General features: G+C 37.4%; 1 protein-coding gene. It reads left to right on the forward strand.

From position 1 onward, the window contains the following. Window positions 1-401: hypothetical protein (locus CWB72_RS20700; RefSeq protein ID WP_212747928.1), on the forward strand; the 401-nt coding region annotated here is incomplete at both ends.

Genomic DNA, 401 nt, shown 5'->3' on the forward strand with positions numbered 1-401 from the left:
TTGCGGAAAGAAAGGGTAAACTGTTATTAAAATATCGATCTTTTCAGGGCGATTGGGAAGAAGCATTTGAACGTATCAATCGCTATCATCTTACGAATTATCAATTTAAGGGTCAATATCGGTTGGAGGTGCTCATTAATCTTTTTGTAAAAAGGTCTGTTCCTTCATTGCCATTTTACGGTAGTTCCATGTTTTGGGCTATTTCACCGGGGGCCGCCGAATACGTATTAGATAAAGTAGATAGCAATAAGAAGCTTAAACGTTTTTTCCATTTCACTTGGGGATCTGATGAATTTATAATGCAAACCATTTTAATGAGTTCACCTTTTGCCCCTCAAATCAGCAATGAAAATTGTCATTACTACGAACACCCACCTAAAACGCCGAGTCCCAAAATTTTT

The sequence above is a fragment of the Pseudoalteromonas phenolica genome, assembly GCF_005886345.1.
Lineage (GTDB): Bacteria > Pseudomonadota > Gammaproteobacteria > Enterobacterales > Alteromonadaceae > Pseudoalteromonas > Pseudoalteromonas phenolica_A.